This window comes from Mesorhizobium sp. MC2-1-1, from assembly GCF_057597255.1.
Genome location: NZ_CP195205.1, coordinates 3,669,051 through 3,685,319 on the forward strand (window position 1 = coordinate 3,669,051; position 16,269 = coordinate 3,685,319).

Consider the following 16,269-nt stretch of genomic DNA (forward strand, 5'->3'; position numbering starts at 1 on the left):
TTGTCGGCGTTCATTTTCCCAACACGAAACGGTTCGTCCGGGCGTTTCCTTCACGTTCCAAGCTGTTCCCAACCAGCTCTTCTCCAACCGACGACCGGTAGTCGAGCGGCTCATTGAATCGGCGCTAGGCCTTCAGTTGCTGCCTCCAGAGGGGCTTCAGCAACTCCAGGCATGCCAGCACGGCAAATCCTGCGGCAAGCGTCATAGCGAGATCGTCGAGATGCAGCGGTCCGAAGCGGAAGAGACTGGTAGCAAATGGCCAAAGAAGCGTGCCGCCCAGCACTGAAGCAACGGCCAAGACAACAATTATAAGCGACCGGTTCGGCCTGTTAAGCGCGGTCAAAAGGGATGCGCTGAAGGAGCGGTTGACAAAGATCAGTCCCACGATTGTCAGCACCAGCGAGAAGAACGTTAACGCCCGAATTTCGTTCTCGGCCATGCCCTGCCTCAGGGCGACAAGGTAGATGCCCGCGAGAAGCGCGAAGGCGAGCGTCCCCTGGATCAGCCCCCACCTGATCAACGCCCCGGAGAACAGTGGCGAGTTCGGATTGCGAGGCGGCCGGCGCATCACATCGTCTTCTTCGCTCTCGGCCTCGAAAACCAATGAACAGACGGGATCTATCACCATCTCCAGAAAGGCGATGTGTATGGGCCCGAATAGGATCGGCAAGCCAAACAGCAATGGCAACAGCGAGAGACCAGCGATCGGCACGTGGACCGCGAAGATGAAGCCTATGGCTTTGCGCAGATTGTCGAAGATGCGGCGGCCAAGCCGAACGGCTTTGACAATCGAAGCAAAATCGTCGTCGAGCAGGACGATGGCCGAGGCTTCGCGCGCGACGTCGGTGCCTCGGCCACCCATGGCAATCCCGATATTGGCTGCCTTGAGCGACGGCGCGTCATTGACGCCGTCGCCCGTCATGGCGACGATTTCACCACTCGCCTTCAGTGCGCTCACGATGCGAAGTTTCTGTTCGGGCATGATACGCGCGAACACGGTTGCGGTTTTCAAGCGCAGTGCCAGTTCGTCGTCATTAAGCGCTTGCATCTCACTGCCGGTCACCACGCTTTCAGCATCGAGGCCAGCCTGGCGCGCGACTATTTTAGCGGTCGCCGGGTAGTCGCCGGTGATCATCATCACCTTGATGCCGGCGGAACGGCAGTCGCTGACGGCTTCGGGAACGCGAGCGCGCAGGGAATCCGTCAGGCCGACCAGCCCGAGGAATTCGAATTTGAAATCGCGTTGCGTATCCGGCAAGTCGGCGCGGCGATGAAAAGCGCGGGCCACGCCGAGCACCCGCAACCCCTCAGCCGCCATGGCTTCGACCGAACCCTTTAAGACCATCAGGTCCCCCGCACTCAGTTGGCACAGCGCCGCGATCGCCTCCGGGGCGCCTTTTGCCGCGACCAGCGAGTTGCCATCGCCGTGTGTCGATTGCCAGACATTCGACATCGCCAGCAGTCCGGGGCGAAGCGGATATGCGTGGACCAGTTCCCAATCCGGGTTATCCGGAACTCCGGGCTTGTGCGGCCGTTCCTTGCCGAGTTTGTGAAACGCGACTTCCATGGGGTCGAAAGGAATCCGCGCGCTGGCGAGAACGCCAGTCTCGACCATATCGGCGAAAGCAGCCGGCAGTTCAGTCCCCAGGTTGTCGGCCAGCCGCAACCGCCTTCCGTCCGCCGACCGAAGCTCGGCGATGGTCATCCGGTTCTCTGTAAGGGTTCCTGTCTTGTCGGTGCAAAGGATGGTGGCTGAGCCGAGCGTCTCGATCGCGGCGGCCCTGCGGGTCAGGACGCGCGCCTGCGATATGCGCCACGCTCCCATGGCCATGAAGATCGTGAGCACGACGGGAAATTCTTCCGGCAGCATGGACATGCCGAGCGCGATGCCTGCAAGCACGGCGTCAAGCCAACCGCCCCGCAGAAGTCCGTAAAGCAAGACCGCGACGACGCTGACTGCACCGCCGACCATCGCGAAAATGCGCACAACGCTCCGCATTTGTGCCTGCAATCGCGGCGGTTCTGTCTCCATTGAACTCAGCGAGTGCCCTATCTTGCCGATTTCACTTCGTGGCCCTGTCGCCAGGACTTCGCCAATGCCTGAACCGCGAACGATCAGCGAACCCGAGAATAAGAAAGGCAGGTCGTCGCCGCCTGGCCGGCGTTCGATCGTTGGCGGTGCGCCGTCGGTGGCAATCTTTCGGACCGGTACGGATTCGCCTGTCAGCAGGGATTCGTCGCTCTGAAGGTCCTGGCTCTGGAGAAGCCTGGCGTCGGCAGGGACCCGGTCACCCTCGCCGAGCACGACGATATCTCCCCGGACAACCTCACGACCGGCAATGCGCTTGCGTTCACCACCGCGTATGACAAGGGCTCGAGGGCTGGTGAGGTCACGCAGTGCCTCCAGGACGCGCTCGGTGCGTGTCTCCTGGATGATGGTTATGCCGATCGACATTGTGCCAAATGCCAGTAGGATCAGCGCTTCCTCCAGATTGCCCAGAAGCAGATAGACAATGCCTCCGCCAAGGAGGAGCGCCAGCATTGGCTCGCGAATGACCTCGATGGCTATTCTCAATGGCGTGCGTCGATTGGACCTGGGCAGTTCGTTCGGGCCCTCGCCGAGAAGTCTGGCCTGAGCCTCGGCTTCGCTGAGTCCGCGCCGGCTCTGTTCATTTGCCGAAGCACGGGCCGCACTTTGCGCTTCCCCGAAACTGGACTCTTTCACCGGCTGCATCTAGTCGCTCTCGGCAGCGAGTGCCCGCTGCATCCGTCTGATGATTTTGGCTCGACCTCGTTCGTCCGCCGCTGAGTTCACCGCATCGGTCACATCCAGCAAGAGCCTGGAGAGATCGTTGTGCCAGTCGAGGTGGCCGACGCTCTCCGGCTTTAGTCTGCGAGCTTGGTTGAGATCGACAGGGAAGCAGCCGCCTGAGCTCAATCGGAATGCATCATCGAGTTGCGGCTTGATGATCTTGCCTTCAGGAAACGATGCCTCGAGACGCTCACCAAGTCCTGCTAAACCTTCCTCTTCGCCGTGGGTCAGAAATATCGATTGCCCGACGGGGCTGCGAGCCAATATCCAGGCCACCAGCTCGGCAGCATCCGCATGGCCGGAATACAGATCGAACAGGGTGACGCGCGCCCTGACTTCGATTTCCTCGCCCTGGATGCGCACGCGCCGGGCGCCATCCAGCAATACTCTGCCCAGCGAACCCTGGACCTGATATCCGGCCATCATGACGGTGGCGTTCTTGCGCCAGAGGTTGGCCTTGAGATGATGGCGTATGCGCCCCGCATCGCACATGCCGCTTGCAGCGATTACCACGAAGAAGCCTGTCAGGCGATTGATCGCCTTGCTCTGCTCGACGGTGTCGGTGAACCGCAGCTCGGGTGAAATCAAAGCCTGACGCAACACGTCGCCGTTCTCGATTTCATTGGCATGTCTCTGGAATATGGCGCTTGCTCGCGTGGCTAGCGGCGAGTCGACGAATATTGGGGCTCTGGGAACCTCGCCGGCTTGCATGAGCAGATGAAGATCAACCAGCAGTTCCTGCGTCCGCTCGACGGCGAAGGACGGAATGATCAGGGGACCGTCCGCCTGTGCTGCGCCGCGCACGACGTCGCGGAGCATCGAGCGCCGCCGGTCAGGCGAAACGTCGGGGCGATCCCGGTTGCCATAGGTTGCTTCGCAGACGAGATAGTCGACCCCGGAAGGACCCTGCGGGTCGGCCTGGAGCAGTTTGTGCCCCGGACCTATGTCGCCCGAAAACACGGTGCGCATCGGTGACCTTCCACCTCCATCGATTTCCATCTCGACTGACGAGGAGCCGAGCAGATGGCCCGCATTCCAGAAGCGGACCCTTAGACCTTGGGCTACGGTCATCCAGTCGCCATATTTCGCGCTCCGGAACAGAGGCATGCATGCGGCCGCATCTTCCTGGCGGTAGATCGGTTCAACCAGCGGCCTGCCGCGCTGGGCGTTGCGGCGATTGAGATGGTCCACTTCCGTTTCCTGGATATGCGCGGCATCCGGCAACATGACAGAGCAAAGATCGATCGTGGCGGCCGTTGCGTATATCGGTCCGTAAAAGCCTTGCCTGACCAGCTTGGGCAGCAGACCGCTGTGATCGATATGCGCGTGGGTCAATATGACCGCGTCGATCGCATCCGCCGGGAATGGGAATGCGCCATAATTCAGTTCCCGTTCGGATTTCGAACCCTGAAACAAGCCGCAATCGATCAAGATCCGCCAATGTGGCGTTTCAATTTCGTAGCATGATCCTGTCACGCAACGCGTCGCGCCATGGAAGCGCAAGATGGGATGCTGATCGCGATCCAAGGTCGTGCGCCTAATGCGACATCAAGACCGGCAAACGCAAATCCGCCAAAATGCCTTTCGTAGCCCCACCCAGCACAAAGTCTCGAAGCCGCGAATGGCCCCATCCACCCATGACAAGGAGGCCGCCATTGATCCTGATGGCAAACTCCTGAAGCGCAGCGCCGATTTCATTGCCGCCGGCGTGGATCGACTCGGCTTTGGCCTGGAGGCCTCGTGCCGCTAGGCCATGCGCCAGGCGATAGCCGACGTCGTCTCGCGGCAGCAACTTCTCATCCGTCACAGTGACGATCGATATGGCTGATGCCTGTTCCAGAAACGGCGCGGCGTCCGCAACTGCCCTTGCAGCGACCCGGCTGCCGTCCCAAGCGATCACCACATGGTCGAGCGGGCCGACGTCCTCGTCGCCCGGAAGGATCAAAGTCGGCCTGCCAGAGCTGAACACCAACTCTTCAGCAGTCATCTGGGAGGCTTCGTTGTTCGGTGTCCAACCTACCATGCACAGGTCAAAGTAACGGGCCTCTTTGGCGGCCGCCTCTCCCATCAGAGCCGGCTGGGCCTTCAATTCCTGGCTCGCCAAAGTGACGTTGCATCGGGACGCCTCGACCGCGGCCGCATCCAGCAAGTTTTTGCCTCTCTGTCGGCTGGCCGCCTCCACTTCTCGAATCTTGGCGGGGAGATCGAGCAGGAAGCGGGATAACGCGTTCGAGACGTCCGGTATGTCCACATTGACAACCGCAACATCGAGGATGGCACTCAGCCCCTTTGCTACTGTAATGGCATTTGATGCCACTTTTGGTCCGGGCGGGTCTGGATAGGTCGGCAAAAAGACAGACGCCAGAAGTTGCATTGTCACGTCTCCTTCCGCGGCAAGGCGAACAGGCCAGAGCTATCTCTCCTTGGCTATCGCAGTTTCGAACCTGACAGCCTTGATGTGCGTCAATTCTGCCACCGCCTTGTTCTGCAATGCTCAAGAACAATGATTTGGCGTGTAAAATCTTCTCTGGGCGTCAATGCAAAACGAGACATGAAGCCGGGCGGGTTTTGCGTTCGTCCCCCCGCACCGAGCGCTTTCGCTACACATTGGGCCAGCTCGCGGCTCTTCGGCGTCCGACACATCGATCGAGGGGTATTTGCTGCGCGAGGCAGCGGCTTCCGGCGACGCCATGCGCGGCAGTGCCTGCGACGTAAAGGTCGTCGAGCGACCTCCCACAAACACGGGCGCAAATCGTGCGGCCGACGATAGTCGGCAGTGAGCTGATAGAGAGTAGGGCCGGCGCAAATACGATGAACGACGATCTGGATACCCTCCAGCAGGAGACATTCGACTACTTCATTCATGAGGCGAACCCAGCCAACGGTCTGATTCGCGATAAGACCGAAGCCAACTGGCCGGCTAGCATTGCCGCTACCGGCCTTGCGTTGGGATGCTATCCAGTCGGGGTGAAGCGTGGGTTTATGAGTCGGAAGGCGGCTGTGGAGCGGACGCTCGCCACGCTACGGTTCTTCTGGAACAGCCCCCAAAGCCCGGAGCCGGACGCCACGGGCTATCGCGGTTTCTATTATCATTTCCTCGACATGCAAACCGGCCGGCGGGCTTGGCGGTGCGAACTGTCGACCATCGACAGCACCTTGCTCCTGGCGGGAGGGCTGACCGCCGCCGCATTTTTCGACGGGAACACAGAGTCCGAGAACGAGATACGCACCTTGGCGGATGCGCTTTACCGCAGGGCGGATTGGCGCTGGGCGCTAAACAGAGGCAAGACCGTCACCCACGGCTGGACTCCCGAGAACGGCTTCCTAAAGTATCGGTGGCAGGGTTACGATGAGGCGCTTCTTCTGTATGTCCTCGGACTCGGCTCACCGACTCACCCTCTGCCCTCAGGCAGCTATACGGCATGGACCGCCACGTTCCGCTGGCTGCATGCCTACGGCCAGGACTATGTCTATGCGGGCCCGTTGTTCATCCATCAACTCTCGCACGTGTGGATCGATCTTCGGGGTCTGCAGGATACCTACATGCGCGGAAAAGGAAGCGACTACTTCGAAAACAGCCGACGCGCGACTCTTGTCCAGCACCGCTACGCTTTGGAGAATCCACGCGGTTTCGATGGCTATGGAGAACATTGCTGGGGCATTACCGCCAGTGATGGCCCCGGGCCCTCCACGATCAAACTCAAAGGCATCGAACGCCGGTTCTTGGACTATGCCGCGCGTGGCGTCCCGTTTGGCCCCGACGATGGAACGCTCGCACCCTGGGCCGCCGTCACCTCGTTGCCGTTTGCCCCGGAAATCGTGTTGCCGACAATCGCCTTCTGGATCCATAAGGCCAAACTCAAGTCCAGCAGAACATACGGTTTCGCGTCGTCCTTCAATCCGACGCACCCGCGGCGCAGAGCCAAAGGGGCATTCGGCTGGTGGGTCTCACGATGGCATTTCGGCCTTGACGAGGGCCCGGTCGTATTGATGATTGAGAACGCGCGCAGCGGGCTGATATGGCGATTGATGCGCTCATGCCCGTACATACGCGATGGCCTGCAACGGGCAGGTTTCGAGGGTGGTTGGCTGGAGCAACTTCCGCACACCCCGCCTGTCGGTTAGGCTGTAACACTTCGCCAACGTGACGACGGAAAAGACCCCGCAGGATAATACCGATATGCTCGTACTGGCGATTCAACGGGAGACCGTCAGCAACAACTCACCTCATTGGCTACTTCTTCTCAAGAGCCAGCTGGCCAGGTTCGGCCCCGTTGCCGCCGTTGAAACCGTCCAAGATCGATCAATGCGCTTCAGTGGTTTGGCTGTAAATGACGCATCCCTAGGCTAACTGGACGCCCCGGTCGGCGAGTTCATCGAACGCAAGAACCGCCCCGGCTGGACCGGGGCGGTTCATGATTTACGTTTGAACTGGTTGCGGGGACCCGCAACCCCTTTTGTCATAACATCGTCAGTCTTCTGACCTTGGTCAGGTTTGGCGAATTCGAGGATGCCGAACAACTCGCCGCGTAGCTCAGCATGGACCTCGCCGCGCTTGTCGCCGGGCGTAAGTACGATCTCTCCTATTAATGAGCGCAACGCCTCGGCGGCTTGGCGTCCGTCCTCGTGGTCGGCGAGCGCTCGCGTGAACTGCTCGACCCGCTTCTTATAAAGAGTGGCGATGTTGGGATGCAGGTCGGGCACGTCAGTGGGTGCCACTGCCAGACGCGCGGTGATCTCCGCCTTCTGCCTCTCCAGGTCTTCCATCCTCGCTTTCATCGAAGGCTGGTAAAGGCCATCCTCGATCGCGGTGATGATGCCGGCGATGGCGCGCTCGATCTTGTCGAGTGCCTTGCGGTCCTGTTCGCCTTGCGCGCGACGCTCCTGATTCAGGCGGTTGGTCTCCTGGGCATAGGCTCTGATCGCCTCGGCCACGGCGTCGGCCGAGACCAGCCTTTCCTTCAGGCCTGCGAGGACTCGCTGTTCGATCTTCTGGCGGGTGATGGTATGGCTGTTGTCGCAGATGCCCCGGCGCTGGTGGTTGAGGCAGGCATAGCGGTCTCGCGTGAACAGGCCGTAGCGCCCGCCGCAGCAGCCGCACGTAAGCAAGCCGGAAAGGAGGGAGACCGGCCTCTTCATGGTGTGCAGCTTCCTGGCCCTAGCCTTGCGCGTGGCGATGGCCACGACCTCGAACTGGCTGGCGATGGACTTCTGTCTCTCCTTCGCGGCCTGCCACAATTCGTCCTCGACGATCCTGAGATGCGGCACCTCGGTGCGGATCCATTTGATTGGTGGATTGGCCCGCGACACGCGCTTGCCAGTGGCAGGATCCTTGACGAAATGCAGGCGGTTCCAAACCAGCACACCGGTGTAGAGTTCGTTGTTGATGACGCCGGTACCCCGGATGACATGCCCGCGCACGCTGGTATCGCCCCAGTGTCGGCCGAGCGGACCAGGAATGCCCTCCTTGTTGAGGTCGACGGCGATCGCCTTCGGGCTCTTGCCGGCGGCGAATTCGCGGAAGATGCGGCGCACGATGGTCGCTTCCTCCGGCACGATCTCGCGATCGCCACGGATGGGATCGCCTGCGGTGTCCAGTTTCTTCACCACCCGGTAGCCGAAGCACAGCCCGCCCCCGGCCTTGCCCTTTTCGACTCTCCCTCGCAGGCCACGATGAGTCTTGAGGGCAAGGTCTTTCAGGAACAGAGCATTCATCGTGCCCTTGAGGCCAACATGCAACTCGCTGATCTCGCCCTCGGCCAAGGTGACGATGGCAACGCCGGCGAATTTGAGATGCTTGAAGAGGGTGGCGACATCTGCCTGGTCGCGGCTGATGCGATCGAGAGCTTCAGCCAGCACCACCTCGAAGCGGCCGCGTTGGGCATCGCGTACCAAATGCTGAATGCCCGGTCGCAGCACTGTGCTGGCACCGGAGATAGCCGCATCCTCAAAGGTTCCTGATACGCTCCAGCCCTCCCGCGCTGCATGCTCGCGGCACAGCCTCAACTGGTCCTCGATGGAGGCATCCCGCTGGCTGTCGGAAGAATAGCGGGCATAGAGTGCGGCACGGGTCATGGCGGCAGATCCTCTTTCTTATTCCGAGAAGGTTTGCCCATCCGGCCCCCTGCCCTCTCCCTCCCGGCGGTCCGGGCGATTGTCGTTGGCCGCCAGCGGCGCCTCGAATGCCTCCCGCGCCAGTTGCCGGCCGATCAGCCGGGCGAGATCCAGCACGACCCTATCCAGCCTGACCGCCGCCGTGAGTTTGGGGCGACCCTCGGGGCTGGCGGCGTCGCCGTTGTCGTTGGCCGGAACCAACGCCTTTGGGCCAGTCCTGGTTTGCTCAGCCATCGCGGTCGCTCTCCCAATGGTGGATCGACCCGCCATCAGAGGCCACCGGACGGCTAAGAGAAGCGCGAAGTTCATGTCGTAGGGCCGCAGCGTGCAATGACTTGCGCGATGCGGTTTCGTCTCAATAGTCAAGGTCGGGTTGCAGGCGACAAGTGGTGAGGCGGCACTGTCAGAAGACCGTTACATCGCCACGGTGCTCCGCCGCGCTTCCTCTTCCAGGGCAGCGACCAGCTTGACTGCGGACTCCCAATGCTTGGCCACATCGCTCCGTGTCCTTTCCCGGCTCCGGCGATCAACCTGCAAATCTCCCGCGATCGCCTTTAGGTCACTCAGTACGGAAGCTATGTGCGGCCAAGGAAAGTCGGTAGGGTCACCAATATCTCGATCAGCCCCGACGATCATTTCTAACTTGGCGATAACACCGACGAGCGACGTAGCCGCGACCTCGGGAATCGAATCCTGAAGCTTCAGAGCCTCGGTCATCGCAAAGACCTCAGCCTCCCGCGCAACTGCATACTCCCGTGGACCACTGACAGTGCGCGCCGTTTGGTTTTGAACTCGCTTCTGTGAATCTGCGGTCAATCCCTGAATTCCGGGATTGACCATGATTTGGCTCTCCAACCGCTGCTGGACACGACACAGCAGCAGGGAGACGTACCGAGCCATTTGCCAATCGCTTATCAGCAGAAGTGCGGGATCGCATAGGGCTGCGGGTTGCAATTCCATGTCTTTGCGGCTTGCGGCGAGAGCAGGCGGCTTTTTCACTGCCACAGCATGGCCTCCTTCCGTTGAGCAAGTTTCCCACTGAGTGGCTCCAAACCCAGCCCGGAAACCCGGTTCAGAATGTGATTTGTAGAGAATACTCCGTGGTGAAATACTCTGCAAGGCACTGTTCTCGGAGGCATGGAAATCCGAGAAGCGTTTGCGCAAAACCTAAGAGCCTTGCGGCGGGCTAGAGGCCTGTCTCAGGAAGAGCTTGCGCACCGCGCTGGGATCGATCGCACCTATATCAGTGCGTTGGAACGCAACGTGTACAACGCTAGCATCGATGTCGTTGACCGGCTGGCTGAAGTGCTGGGTGTGGACGTCGCAGAATTGCTGAAACGACCCTCAGTTGATCCGCAGAGATCGAAGTCTGAGCCTGATGAATAGAACGCACAGACACCCCGTCAGCTAACTTCGCGCGTATTCGGCGAAGGACAGGTCTGACGCAGAAAGACATTAAAGCGCGCTCTGGATTCAGTCAGCCTAGTTTCTATAGAAATATAGGTGCATGCCGCGCGCCATTAAAACGACCGGGCCTTGTTTGAGGGGCTGTAGCTTCAATCGGGACGTCTAGGTGCTTCACCCCGAAAGTTAGGTCACTCACATCTCATGGATTTCCATGAGGTGCGGCCGAGGCGTGGTCCGGTTAAGATCAAGAACCAATTCGAGCCCAGATGGTCAACGATGAGAGTTAAAGAAGGCGCTGACAGTCTCCGGCTTTCATTGTCCGGTTGGAGAAGACAATGACGACAGCGTTCAACTCGCTTGGCGAACCCGACGCGGAAGCGTTGCGGGCGGCTCGGATCATCGAAAGCGTGGTCGGCAATGGGTGGGCGACAGACGCGGCCGGCAGATTCAGCTATGTTACTCCCAGCACGCTATCACTTCTCGGCACGACCCTGGAGGAGTTCAACACTTCGTCAGAAGATGGCTCCGCGGGTTGGAAACGGCTAATCCATCCAGACGACTATGACCGAGCCGTGGCCGAGTGGCGTCGCTGCCTGCAGACAGGTGAGCACTACAATGTGGAGCACCGCATTTTGCGCGCGAGCGGTGCTTACGGTTGGAGTCGAAGCTCCGGACAGCCGCTGTGCGATAACGAAGGCAACGCCGTTGCATGGTATGGCACACTAATTGAAGGCGATCCGCCGTCCGCTGCCGGAGAGCGATTCGCTGATGTGATCAGTGACGCACTCGAGAAAGAAGCCGCTTCCGACGCTCTCCATTCCCTGAGCCTAGTCCATCCGGATGATCGGACCGCGGCGGCGCACGCAGCCGCCCGCGCCTTCTGGACGGGTGTCCCTCAGATTACGAGGCACAGGCAACTGCAGGCCGACGGAAGTTATCGCTGGAACGAGACCCGATCGGAGCCCGGCTACAGGGTTAGCGTTGACATTGATGATCTTGTGACAGACAGGGAGCCGCTTTCCGGGCCTGATCTGGATTCCTTGGTTGAGAACAACGCCGGGCCAATTCGGTCGGCGAAAATCGTTGAAAGCATATTCGGGAACGGATGGGCGTTCGATGCGGCGGGTAGATGGATCTACCTGCATCCGTTCGCGCTGAGCTCCCTCGGGGTCACGCTGGAGGATCTGAACGCTCCATTGAACGAGGGATACACCGCCTGGAAGCGTTTGCTTCATCCGGACGACTATGAGCAGATCGCGGTGATCTGGCGCCATTGTCTGAGGACCGGCGATCACTTCAATGTCGAGTTTCGCTTTCGGCGCGCAAACGGCATCTATGTATGGGCTCGGACCGCCGCGCGGCCCGCGCGCGACAGCCAGGGTCGTATCACAGGATGGTACGGCATCGCCCTCGACAACGACGTCTACAAGAAAACCGTGGCGGAGCTACGCGGACGGGAGCGGGAACTTTCTCAGCTCGTCGACATGGTCCCAGTCCAGATCAGACGTCTGACGCCTGAAGGCGAGCCGATCTTCTTCAACCGACGTTTGCTTGATTTCTTCGGTTTCGACGGAGTGGCGGATTTGGACAAGCCGGGGATGAGCCGGCTGGCCGCGGCCATACAGTCCCTCGTCCATCCCGAAGATGCGGCACGCCTCCTGGAGACCGTGCGCCATTCCCTGGCTACCGGCGAACCGTACTCCATGAAGTACCGCATGCGGCGTGCGGATGGCACCTACCGCTGGGTGGATGGGCGCGGTGAACCGCTGCGTGATCACAGCGGCGCGATCATGCAGTGGTATGCAATCTCCATCGATATTGACGACGAGATGCGCGCGCAGGAAGCCCTGCGCGACCGGGAGCGGGAACTCTCGCAACTTGTCGACATGGTCCCGAGCTTCCTCTGGCGCCTCTCTGCGTCGGGCGAGCCGGTCTTTTTCAGCAAGCGCATGATCGAGTATCTCGGCCTCGACGTAGGAGAATACGAGAGCCCGGGAAGAAGTAGTCTCACAGCCGCCATTGCGGCGGTCGTACATCCCGACGACGCGGCCAAGCTGGAAGCTGCGCTCAACCGCTCCATCGCCACCGGGGAAAGCTTCTCGCTGAACTATCGCCTGCGTCGCTCCGACGGTGCCTTTCGCTGGATGTCGGGTCGTGCGGAACCGATGCGAGACGAGTATGGGGCTGTCGTCCAGTGGTACGGTCTTTCGCATGACATCGACGACCAGGTGAGGGCCGAAGAAGCGCTGCGGAAGGGCAAGCGTCAACTGGAGCAAATGATTGACGCCGTGCCCGTGAACATCCTGAGCTTTGCCCCTTCAGGCAGGATCACCTACACCAGCAAGCGATACTTGGAGAAAGTCGGTTCGCCACCGACGCACGTCGAGGACTTTGATGCATTGGCACGGGACCTGGCCCATCCTGAAGACTTCGCGACAATGTTCCGGAGGGCATCGAATGGCTTTGCGTCCGGCCAGCCTTTCGTGAACCGCTTTCGTCGACGCGAGAAGGATGGCGTATACCGCTGGATAGAAGCACGAGCGCAACCGTTAAGGGATGCCGATGGTGCAATAGTTCAATGGTACATGGCTTCAATCGATATTGAAGACGAGATGCGGGCGCAGGGGGCATTGCGCGAAAGAGAGCGCGAGCTCCAGCAGCTCGTCGATGCCTTGCCGGTCCACATCTGGAGCTGGACGCCCGATGGCAAGCTTGCGTACGTCAATAGGCGGTCTTTGGAGGATCTCGGCATCTCCGGGGCGAACTTCGAAGACTTCACCAGGGTGGCGCAAGAGCTGATTCATCCCGAAGATGCTCCCGAGGTGCTCAATAGGTCAGCCAACTGCCTCAAAACTGGCGAGTCCTTCATCATGCGGTATCGCCGGCGTTGGAAAGACGGCAGCTATCGCTGGATAGAAGGGCGTTGCGAGCCTCTGCGCGATCGGGACGGAGCCATCGTTCACTGGTACCAGGTCTCCATCGACATCGACGAGGAGATGCGCGCACAGGTAGCACTGCGCGAGAGAGAACGTTCGCTGTGGCAGTTGGTTGAAACGCTGCCGGTGATGATCGATTGCGCCGCACCGAATGGTGAGCCGATATATCGAAGCCGTCAGCTCCGAGAATTCCTCGGATATGAGTTGGAGGTATTGGACGGTAAGGGAAAATCCCGCCTATCCGGGACACTCGACGAAGGCGTTCATCCTGACGACCTAGCGGGCGTCAAAGCGAACTATGCTCATTCGTTGGCCACTGGCGAACCGTATGCGCGGAGGCACCGTCTGCGTCGCTTCGATGGCGAATATTGCTGGGTCGATACGCGCGCGGCACCAATGCGCGATGCAGAAGGGGCGATTGTTCAGTGGAACGTCGTCTGTTTGGACATCGACGGTGAAGTTCGAGCGCAAGAAGAGCTGCGCCTGGCGCAAGAGAGACTTGCACGTGCGAGCCAGGCGGCGAGCCTTGCCGAGCTTTCAGCCTCTATAGCGCATGAGGTGAATCAGCCTCTGGCGGCTGTTGTCGCCAACTCATATGCCTGCCAGCGCTGGCTCACGGCCGAACCGCCAAATATCGAGCGGGCGCGGAAGACGGTGGAGCGTATTATCCGTGATGCCAACTCAGCGGCGGATGTCGTCAGCCGCATCCGCGCCTTATTCAAACAATCTGCAGACGCGATGGCCAACACAGCACTCGGCAGCGTCATCGCGGAGGCGCGCGACCTCATCGCTGAGGAGGCGGTGCGGCGCCGTGTTCGTCTGGATATCGATATCGAAAGCGACCTTCCCATTGTCGCGCTCGATCGGGTGCAGATTCAGCAGGTTCTGATGAACCTCATCCGCAATGGGATCGAGGCGATGGACTCTGTTACGGGCGACAAGGTTCTTGGACTTCGCGTGCGCCGGATAGGGGACGCGATCCAGATCGAGATCAGTGATTGTGGCCCGGGCATTGAGTTTCCTGACCGAATATTCGAGCCGTTCTTTACGACGAAAGAGCACGGCATGGGCATGGGACTCGCGATCTGCCGTTCGATCGTCGAGTCCCATGGCGGACGGTTGTGGGTGGAGAAGAACGAGCCGCACGGAACGACGTTCGTCTTCACGGTGCCCGTTGAAATGAAAGCGGCAGCATGACGCCCCACGATCAAATGGTCTTCATCGTCGATGACGACGTGCGTATTCGGGAAGCACTTGGTGAGCTTCTGGAGTCCCATGGCATGCGAGCCGTAGCGTTCGGATCGGCCGGCGACTATGTCCTTGCCGACAAGCCGGACGTCCCCGCATGCCTGATCCTCGATGTGGAATTGCCTGACATCAACGGTCTCGATCTGCAGAAGCAGATCGCCGAGGGCGATCATCCGCCGATCGTTTTCATAACCGGGCATGGAGACATTCCGTCCTCCGTGCGTGCGATCAAGCACGGCGCTGTGGACTTCCTGACGAAGCCTTTCAGCGATGCGGACCTCATGGTCGCGATCCGGGCGGCGATCGCCCAGGATCGGGAAAGGCGATCCGAGCGCGCTGAGCTCACCGTGTTAAGGCAACGCTATCAAGAGCTCACGCAACGAGAACGCGAGGTGCTGCCGCTCGTTGTGAGTGGCCTGCTCAACAAACAGGCCGCGGCTGAGTTGGGGATCAGCGAGGTCACGCTGCAAATCCATAGACGGAACGTGATGCAGAAAATGGCTGCGGCATCACTCGCTGATCTCGTGCGCATGGCGGAGCGGTTGGAGATACCGATCAGCCACTCTCGGCGAACGGGAGGGAACGGAGTGTGAGCAAGGTGCGACCTGTCGTGGCGATTGTCGATGACGACCCAAGATTGCTCGAGTCGCTCGAGAACCTTTTGGAGTCTGCGGGCTATGCTCCCCGCAGCTTCTCGTCGGCGGGATCACTCCTCGTCAGCGGGCTCTCCGACGTGGACTTGCTCATTACCGATATCGGGATGCCTGGGACGGACGGCTTTGAACTTCGTGACTTGGTCAAGAAGACGCGTGCAGACCTACCGGTTTTCCTGATCACCGGCCGCCATGAGATAGCGGATCAGTACCGTGCCAAAGGCATCAGCGGATTTTTCCGCAAGCCCTTCGACGGCCAGGCCCTGCTTGCAGCCATGAGCGACGCTTTACGCAACCAAGAAACCGAGGGATGAACATGAGAGTTGACCAACCGCTCTTGCAGAGATCGACGCCGGTGTCACGGCAGCGGAAGGCTGAGCCGCAGCAGCCGCTCGTCATCATTGTCGATGACGATGCGTCTGTTCGGGAAGCACTATCGGAATTGATCCTGTCCATGGGCTTTGAGCCGGTCTGCTTTGCCTCGACCCGCGAATTGCTCGACGCGGACGTCTTGGACAGCCCCGGTTGCTTGATCCTCGACGTGCGCATGCCAGGAGCAAGCGGTCTCGATCTACAGCACCATCTTGCGACAAACGGCAATCCCAAGCCCATCATCTTCCTGACCGGGCATGGCGACATACCGATGACTGTCCAGGCGATGAAGGCGGGCGCCGTGGATTTTCTCACCAAGCCGGTGCGCGACCAAACGCTCCTTGACGCCGTGATCGCGGGCATCGCGGTGGATGCCAAGCGGCGGGCGGATGCGGTGGTCGTCAAGCGCAACATCGAGCGCGTCGAGACGCTGACCCCGCGCGAGCGCGAAGTTCTGCATGAAGTGGCGCGCGGGCGCCTCAACAAACAGATCGCTTTCGACCTCGGCATCAGTGAAGTGACCGTCAAGCTTCACCGCGGCAATGTCATGCGTAAGATGGAAGCTGCTTCCATCGGTGAGCTGATCCGGGCCTGGGAAACGCTGCCCCCGTCAATGCGCGAGGCCGGCGCGGCCAAGACTTTCGAAGGGGTGAACCTCGCCTCCGTCCGATAGGATCGCCCGGCCGCTGGCGCTTCTTTCGTTAAAAATAGCCTGCCCAGGGCGATC

12 protein-coding genes are annotated in these 16,269 nt (G+C 60.3%); 6 read left to right on the forward strand and 6 right to left on the reverse strand.

Going from position 1 to position 16,269, the window contains the following annotated elements:
• Positions 1-124: 124 nt before the first annotated feature.
• The 3 genes from ACR64R_RS18150 to ACR64R_RS18160 are packed head-to-tail and all read right to left on the reverse strand — an operon-like array spanning position 125 to position 5,186.
• Complete coding sequence (locus tag ACR64R_RS18150) at positions 125-2,734, reverse strand: cation-translocating P-type ATPase (protein ID WP_487357703.1); 2,610 nt, start codon at positions 2,732-2,734, stop codon at positions 125-127.
• On the reverse strand, positions 2,735-4,339 hold the full coding sequence (locus tag ACR64R_RS18155; RefSeq protein ID WP_487357704.1) for an MBL fold metallo-hydrolase: 1,605 nt from the start codon (positions 4,337-4,339) through the stop codon (positions 2,735-2,737).
• 10 nt (positions 4,340-4,349) lie between these two features.
• Entirely contained in the window at positions 4,350-5,186 is an 837-nt protein-coding gene (locus ACR64R_RS18160) for a universal stress protein (protein WP_487357705.1), read from the reverse strand.
• A 437-nt stretch (positions 5,187-5,623) separates the two neighbouring features.
• Between ACR64R_RS18160 and ACR64R_RS18165 the strand changes: the two genes are divergently transcribed.
• Positions 5,624-6,937: a glucoamylase family protein gene (locus ACR64R_RS18165; RefSeq protein WP_487357706.1), complete on the forward strand. Its 1,314-nt coding sequence runs from the start codon at positions 5,624-5,626 to the stop codon at positions 6,935-6,937.
• A gap of 288 nt (positions 6,938-7,225) precedes the next feature.
• On the opposite strand, the gene ACR64R_RS18170 is transcribed toward ACR64R_RS18165, so the two are convergent.
• From ACR64R_RS18170 to ACR64R_RS18180, 3 genes are all read right to left on the reverse strand, one after another.
• Complete coding sequence (locus ACR64R_RS18170; protein WP_487357707.1) at positions 7,226-8,887, reverse strand: recombinase family protein; 1,662 nt, start codon at positions 8,885-8,887, stop codon at positions 7,226-7,228.
• Between the two features lie 18 nt (positions 8,888-8,905).
• A complete protein-coding gene (locus tag ACR64R_RS18175; protein WP_487357708.1) occupies positions 8,906-9,160 on the reverse strand; it encodes a hypothetical protein in 255 nt (84 codons plus the stop codon).
• Between the two features lie 180 nt (positions 9,161-9,340).
• Positions 9,341-9,931, reverse strand: a complete 591-nt coding sequence (locus ACR64R_RS18180) for a hypothetical protein (RefSeq protein WP_487357709.1) — start codon at positions 9,929-9,931, stop codon at positions 9,341-9,343.
• 132 nt (positions 9,932-10,063) lie between these two features.
• Between ACR64R_RS18180 and ACR64R_RS18185 the strand changes: the two genes are divergently transcribed.
• The 5 genes from ACR64R_RS18185 to ACR64R_RS18205 all read left to right on the forward strand — a co-directional run bounded on the left by ACR64R_RS18185 (position 10,064) and on the right by ACR64R_RS18205 (position 16,215).
• Positions 10,064-10,312 (forward strand): helix-turn-helix domain-containing protein, encoded by a 249-nt coding sequence (locus ACR64R_RS18185; RefSeq protein WP_487357710.1) that lies wholly within the window; start codon positions 10,064-10,066, stop codon positions 10,310-10,312.
• 356 nt (positions 10,313-10,668) lie between these two features.
• Positions 10,669-14,466: a PAS domain-containing protein gene (locus ACR64R_RS18190; protein WP_487357711.1), complete on the forward strand. Its 3,798-nt coding sequence runs from the start codon at positions 10,669-10,671 to the stop codon at positions 14,464-14,466.
• Positions 14,463-15,110 carry a response regulator transcription factor gene (locus ACR64R_RS18195; RefSeq protein WP_487357712.1) on the forward strand — a complete coding sequence of 216 codons (648 nt, stop codon included), beginning with the start codon at positions 14,463-14,465 and terminating at the stop codon, positions 15,108-15,110. The genes ACR64R_RS18190 and ACR64R_RS18195 overlap by 4 nt, the downstream gene beginning before the upstream one ends.
• Positions 15,107-15,484, forward strand: coding sequence for a response regulator (locus tag ACR64R_RS18200; RefSeq protein WP_487357713.1), 378 nt, complete (start codon positions 15,107-15,109; stop codon positions 15,482-15,484). The genes ACR64R_RS18195 and ACR64R_RS18200 overlap by 4 nt, the downstream gene beginning before the upstream one ends.
• 2 nt (positions 15,485-15,486) lie before the next feature.
• Positions 15,487-16,215, forward strand: a complete 729-nt coding sequence (locus ACR64R_RS18205; RefSeq protein ID WP_487362479.1) for a response regulator transcription factor — start codon at positions 15,487-15,489, stop codon at positions 16,213-16,215.
• The last annotated feature ends 54 nt before the right edge of the window (positions 16,216-16,269 follow it).

Coding starts and splice junctions, on each gene's coding strand:
- ACR64R_RS18170 (WP_487357707.1), bottom strand. CDS start 8,887: ATGACCCGTGCCGCACTCTATGCCCGCTATTCTTCCGACAGCCAGCGG.
- ACR64R_RS18205 (WP_487362479.1), top strand. CDS start 15,487: ATGAGAGTTGACCAACCGCTCTTGCAGAGATCGACGCCGGTGTCACGG.
- ACR64R_RS18165 (WP_487357706.1), top strand. CDS start 5,624: ATGAACGACGATCTGGATACCCTCCAGCAGGAGACATTCGACTACTTC.
- ACR64R_RS18195 (WP_487357712.1), top strand. CDS start 14,463: ATGACGCCCCACGATCAAATGGTCTTCATCGTCGATGACGACGTGCGT.
- ACR64R_RS18160 (WP_487357705.1), bottom strand. CDS start 5,186: ATGCAACTTCTGGCGTCTGTCTTTTTGCCGACCTATCCAGACCCGCCC.
- ACR64R_RS18150 (WP_487357703.1), bottom strand. CDS start 2,734: ATGCAGCCGGTGAAAGAGTCCAGTTTCGGGGAAGCGCAAAGTGCGGCC.
- ACR64R_RS18185 (WP_487357710.1), top strand. CDS start 10,064: ATGGAAATCCGAGAAGCGTTTGCGCAAAACCTAAGAGCCTTGCGGCGG.
- ACR64R_RS18175 (WP_487357708.1), bottom strand. CDS start 9,160: ATGGCTGAGCAAACCAGGACTGGCCCAAAGGCGTTGGTTCCGGCCAAC.
- ACR64R_RS18190 (WP_487357711.1), top strand. CDS start 10,669: ATGACGACAGCGTTCAACTCGCTTGGCGAACCCGACGCGGAAGCGTTG.